The following is a 5,329-nucleotide window of genomic DNA, read 5'->3' as shown; positions in this document are numbered from 1 at the left end:
GCCAAATGCTTTGGCCATATCTTTGATCAATTGTCTGAAATCTATCCGATCTTCTGCAGTGTAGTAAAAAGTTGCTTTGGAACCGTCACCCTGGAATTCAACGTCTGAGATCTTCATTTGCAAACGCAAAATGATCGCCATTTCTCTGGCTCGTTTTTTTATCTCGTCTTCTTTATCCCGACACTTTTGCCATTTGTCAATATCATTCTGAGTAGCTTTTCGGTATACTTTAGGTAGTTCTTCGTCATCAAAAGCCACCTTTTTCTTTTTCATTTGAATGCGGACCAACTCCCCTGTCAAGGTTACCATCCCTACGTCATGGCCAGATTTAGCTTGTGTAGAGACCAGATCCCCTATAGATAAGGAAAGGCCTTCTCCCGCTCTGTAAAATTCCTTTCTGCTATTTTTAAACCGCACTTCCACACAATCAAATGGTGTCTCACCATTTGGAAGTGACATATTTGAAAGCCAATCAAATACCGTTAATTTATTACAACCATCTGTGCCGCAAGTGCCATTGTTCTTGCATCCTTTTGGCTGTCCATCCTTTCCGGTTGAACAACTGTTACAACCCATATATCTTTATCTTGATTTGGACAAAAAATACCTTTTTTTGACCAAAAAGCGTTCATGAAAAATTCTTAGAGGTAAAGATACTACTTTTTTAACGTGAACTAAAAATGCAAAACTCCTAGTACGAAGGGGTCTTTTTATAGGTAAGGACTTCTGATCTGCCCTTTTTGAAGATCTTGTTGCTGTCTGACTTCCCTTTACGTAGTTTTTTCTGATCTTCCTCAGGAAGGGCATGTATTTCTTTACATTGATCTGAACAACATTGGTTCATTTTCTCCGCACAGGCGTCACATTGGATAAACAATAAATGACAGGCTTCATTGGCGCAATTAACATGGGAATCACAGGGTTCTCCGCACTGATGACACTGGGCAATAACATGATCAGTAATACGTTCTCCCCGTCGGTGGTCAAAAACAAAGTTTTTCCCCAGGAATTTATTCTCCAGGCCTTTGGATTTTACCTGCCTTGCATAATCTATAATTCCTCCTTCTAGCTGGTACACCTTTTTAAAGCCTTTATGCTTGTAATAGGCGCTGGCCTTTTCACAGCGGATTCCTCCGGTACAATACATCACCAGTTTTTTGTCTTCTTTGAATTCAGAAAGCTCTTTCTCTATAACATCTAAGGAGTCCCTGAAGGTGTCTACGTCTGGGGTAATTGCATTTTTAAAATGTCCGATCTCACTTTCATAATGATTTCGCATATCCACCAAAATAGTGTCCGGATCCTCAATGAGTTCATTAAACGATTCGGCCCCTACATGGATGCCTTTATTGGTAACGTCAAAGGTTTTATCATTGAGGCCGTCTGCAACGATCTTCTTTCGGACCTTTACTTTAAGTTTTAGAAAGGATTTATTGTCTTGTTCAATAGCAATGTTCAAACGAACATCCTTCAGAAATGAAATACTGTCTAGCTGCGCCTTAAAAAGTTCGAAATTCTCTGCCGGAACCGAAAGTTGTGCGTTGATCCCCTCATGTGCTATGTAGATTCTGCCAAGGACCTCTAGCGCGTCCCATTCCAGAAAAAGATGGTTCCGGAAGATCTTTGTATTCCCAATGTGTGCGTATTTATAAAAGGAGATGGTGAGGCGCTCTTTCCCGGCCTCTTCAATAAGAGCCTCCCTTTCTTTCGCACTTAATGTATTGTACAGTTGCATGCTATACCTCTATTAAGTTGAATGAAAATTAGAGTACAAAAGTACAGTTTTTAAATAGTTTTTAAATAAAAAAAGCCCTGAAATACAGGGCTTCTACTGATCACTTTAAGGAAATTTTCTTTTCCATAGAGGGTTTACCAGAAAAGTGAACAACAATTAAAAATGTTTTTATTTTAGATGAAGTAATTGTAAAAAGGTTGCTTTGGCTGCTTGTGTTATGCAAAAAGAAGTGGTAATTTAGTCACCCTTAAAATAAAGAAACAGAAGACATGAGCAGTGAGAAAGAAGCAAAGTTGAAAGCCCTGAAATTAACCCTCGATAAATTGGATAAAACCTATGGAAAAGGGGCTGTGATGAAGATGGGGGATACGGTAGTGGCCGATGTAGAGGTGATTCCTTCGGGATCATTGGGATTAGATATTGCTTTAGGCGTTGGAGGTTATCCAAGAGGAAGGGTGATTGAGATTTATGGTCCGGAATCTTCTGGTAAAACTACCCTTACCCTGCATGCGATGGCAGAGGCTCAAAAAAATGGAGGTATTGCTGCCTTTATAGATGCAGAACACGCCTTTGACAGATTCTACGCACAGAAGTTAGGGGTGGATATAGACAATTTAATAATTTCACAACCCGATCACGGAGAGCAGGCACTAGAAATTGCCGATAACCTAATCCGTTCTGGTGCTATAGATATAGTCGTTATAGATTCTGTGGCTGCCTTAACGCCAAAAAGTGAGATCGAAGGGGAAATGGGAGATTCTAAAATGGGGCTACATGCCCGTTTAATGTCTCAGGCCCTTAGAAAACTTACGGCCTCTATCAGCAGGACCCATTGCACCGTAATATTCATAAATCAACTTCGGGAAAAGATCGGGATCATGTTTGGAAACCCGGAAACAACTACGGGTGGGAATGCCTTAAAATTTTATGCCTCTGTCCGGTTAGATATCAGAAGATCTACCCAGATTAAAGATACTGACGGGGCGGTTCAGGGAAATAAAACCCGTGTAAAAGTAGTGAAGAACAAAGTTGCTCCTCCATTTAAAATGGCCGAATTCGATATTATGTACGGAGAAGGAATTTCTAAAATAGGAGAAATTCTGGACCTAGGCGTAGAATTTGAAATCATCAAAAAGAGCGGTTCCTGGTTTAGTTATGGAGATACCAAGCTTGGGCAGGGAAGAGATGCTGTAAAAGTACTACTGCAAGACAATCCTGAATTATCCGAGGAATTGGAAGGTAAAATAAAGGACGCTATCGGCGCCCTTAAGAAATAGCCTTTTCATTCTTGCTGCAAAAGCAACCCTTCCTTTTTATTTTCATCTTAAGGGAAACAATATTGAGATGAGCTTTAAGAGATCCATACCTATTCTTCTGTGTTTTCTTGCATTGATCTTTCAATCGTGCAAGTTTGAAGATGACCAGGCTAATTTTCGATTTGTGGCCTTACAGATCGTCAGTGCAGACCTCCCGGAATCCTTCACTCTTAACGAGACCTATGAGATCCGGGTTACCTATGTACGCCCCAGTGGCTGCTTTTTCTTTGAAGGATTTGATATTACTGACGCGGCAACTACTACCCGTAACGTAGTGGCCATAGGCTCCGAATTCTATGAAGATACCTGTACGCAGGCCGTGGAGGAACTAGAAACATCCTTTAATTTCATCGTTCTCTATGAAGGAACCTATCTTTTTAGGTTTTGGAATGGTGAAGATGAAAATGGGATAGATCAGTACATTGACATAGAAGTGCCCGTAAATTGATGATCTTTATAAGAATAAAGAACGAAATCTAACCAACATTGTGAGTCTAGAAAAGCTCATTCAACATTGTAAAAAGGGAGATAGAAAGGCACAAGAGCAGCTTTATCGAAAATATGCCAGCGTGCTTTTTGGCTTATGCCTTAAATATTCCCGCAACAAGACATAAGCAGAAGACAATCTGCATGACAGCTTTTTGACAATTTTTGACAAAATTGAGCAATTTAAGTTTAAAGGCTCATTTGAGGGTTGGATCAAAAGAATCACAGTTAATACCGTACTTCAAAAATATCGCAAGGAACAGTATTTAAATCTGGTGACAGATAATTTGGAAGAGGAGCAGGATGTGGATTATGAATATCCGGATATACAACTTTCAACACTATTGCAGTATGTGCAGGAACTTCCTGCCAAATATCGTCTCACTTTCAATTTATATGTGTTGGATGGATATACACATAAACAAATTAGTGAACTCCTGGGAACCTCTCAGGGCACTTCTAAATCTAATCTGTCCAGAGCAAAAAAGATCTTGCAGGAGAAATTAAAAAAAGAACATATCAACATTGCTTAATTCAATGGGCATGAAAAAAAAGAATATAGAAAAAATATTCCAGGAGAAACTCCGGGATTATAGCCAATTGCCAGAGGAACATGTCTGGGACCACATTGCGGCTTCACTAGACAAAAAGCGCAAAAAACGGCGTTTTATCCCCATTTGGTGGAGACTGGGTGGTGTGGCTGCCGTACTTGTAATTGCCTTCTTCCTCATTAGATCGCCACAAGATCTTCCCAATGGCAAAGAGATCATTACCAGGGTGCCAAATGCAACAAGCATTGAGGAACCATTTAACACATACAACAATCCTGCTAGTAATCCTGAAGTAGAGAAGTTGGAGGGTACAAAAGGGGAGAACACTTTGATTGAGGCATCCGAAGAAAAATCGACCCAGCGTGGAACTGCGAATAAGGAGTATGCGAACGAATCTCTAGACAAACAGAGCACTGAGGCGGAGACACCCAAAGTAAAGGAAACCTACCTGACCACTGCAGCTAAAGCAAAACAGAAAGGGCAAAATTTTGATAAAATCAAGGATAAAGAGAACGTGGTTATCCCGGGAACAAAGCAGGTCATTGCTCAGAACGAGGAATCATCAGCGGTAGAAAGGAGTGGAAATAGTACAGAAAATACTGTGGTAATACCTTTAGATCCCCCTTCAAATTCAATAGCCCGATCAGAGATTTCAACTCAAAATAAGAAGGACTCCACACCCGAAAAAGAAGTAATTAATGAGGATAAGACTTCTATTTTTGATGCTATTGCCGCTCAGGAAATTGAGCCGGAGGAAGAGGTTTCAAAAAATAAATGGGCCGTTGGACCGCGGGTAGCGCCTGTATTTTTTAGTTCCTTATCACAAGGATCACCTATCCATTCTAGTTTTAAAAACAATGCCAAGTCAGGAAATGTCAATTTGAGTTATGGTCTCGCCCTTTCCTATAACTTAAGTAAGAGATTAAAGGTACGTTCCGGGGTTCACAAAGTTGATTTTGGTTATGATACCAGAGATGTTTCCTTTTCCTCTTCCCTAAATGCTGCTACTAATGGCATTATAGACAATATAGACTACTCCCTAAGCTCCAGAAACCTGGTAGTGCGGAGTAATACAAGAAGTGGAAAGATAGCTTCAGAGAATGCGATAGATGTCTCAGGACCCGATCCTTCTCTAAATGGAAAGATGATACAGGAATTTGGATACCTTGAAGTTCCTTTAGAACTCACCTACCAAATTCTCGATAAAAAATTAGGTGTCAATGTCATTGGAGGCGTTAGCT

General features: G+C 40.3%; 5 protein-coding genes and 1 pseudogene. 4 read left to right on the top strand and 2 right to left on the bottom strand.

The genetic code is table 11. From position 1 onward, the window contains the following. Both ricT and WBM49_RS13740 read right to left on the bottom strand, forming a co-directional pair. Window positions 1–576, bottom strand: a 576-nt coding sequence (gene ricT / locus WBM49_RS13745) for a regulatory iron-sulfur-containing complex subunit RicT (protein WP_424372616.1), incomplete at its 3' end; no start/stop codon positions are given. A gap of 115 nt (window positions 577–691) precedes the next feature. After that, window positions 692–1,735 (bottom strand): rhodanese-related sulfurtransferase, encoded by a 1,044-nt coding sequence (locus WBM49_RS13740; RefSeq protein ID WP_424372615.1) that lies wholly within the window; start codon window positions 1,733–1,735, stop codon window positions 692–694. A 269-nt stretch (window positions 1,736–2,004) separates the two neighbouring features. On the opposite strand from WBM49_RS13740, the gene recA reads away from it, so the two are divergent. From recA to WBM49_RS13720, 4 genes and pseudogenes are all read left to right on the top strand, one after another. Further along, entirely contained in the window at window positions 2,005–3,012 is a 1,008-nt protein-coding gene (gene recA / locus WBM49_RS13735; RefSeq protein WP_424372614.1) for a recombinase RecA, read from the top strand. Between the two features lie 67 nt (window positions 3,013–3,079). Then, entirely contained in the window at window positions 3,080–3,499 is a 420-nt protein-coding gene (locus WBM49_RS13730; protein WP_424372613.1) for a hypothetical protein, read from the top strand. A 40-nt stretch (window positions 3,500–3,539) separates the two neighbouring features. After that, a pseudogene (locus tag WBM49_RS13725) lies at window positions 3,540–4,070 on the top strand (RNA polymerase sigma factor). Between the two features lie 10 nt (window positions 4,071–4,080). Further along, window positions 4,081–5,329 (top strand): hypothetical protein (locus WBM49_RS13720; RefSeq protein ID WP_424372612.1); only part of this gene is annotated, 1,249 nt, incomplete at its 3' end.

Source organism: Muriicola sp., from assembly GCF_049669965.1.
Lineage (GTDB): Bacteria > Bacteroidota > Bacteroidia > Flavobacteriales > Flavobacteriaceae > Muriicola.
The sequence above is the reverse complement of the archived record's forward strand: the minus strand, read 5'-3'. Positions and strand labels throughout refer to the sequence as shown.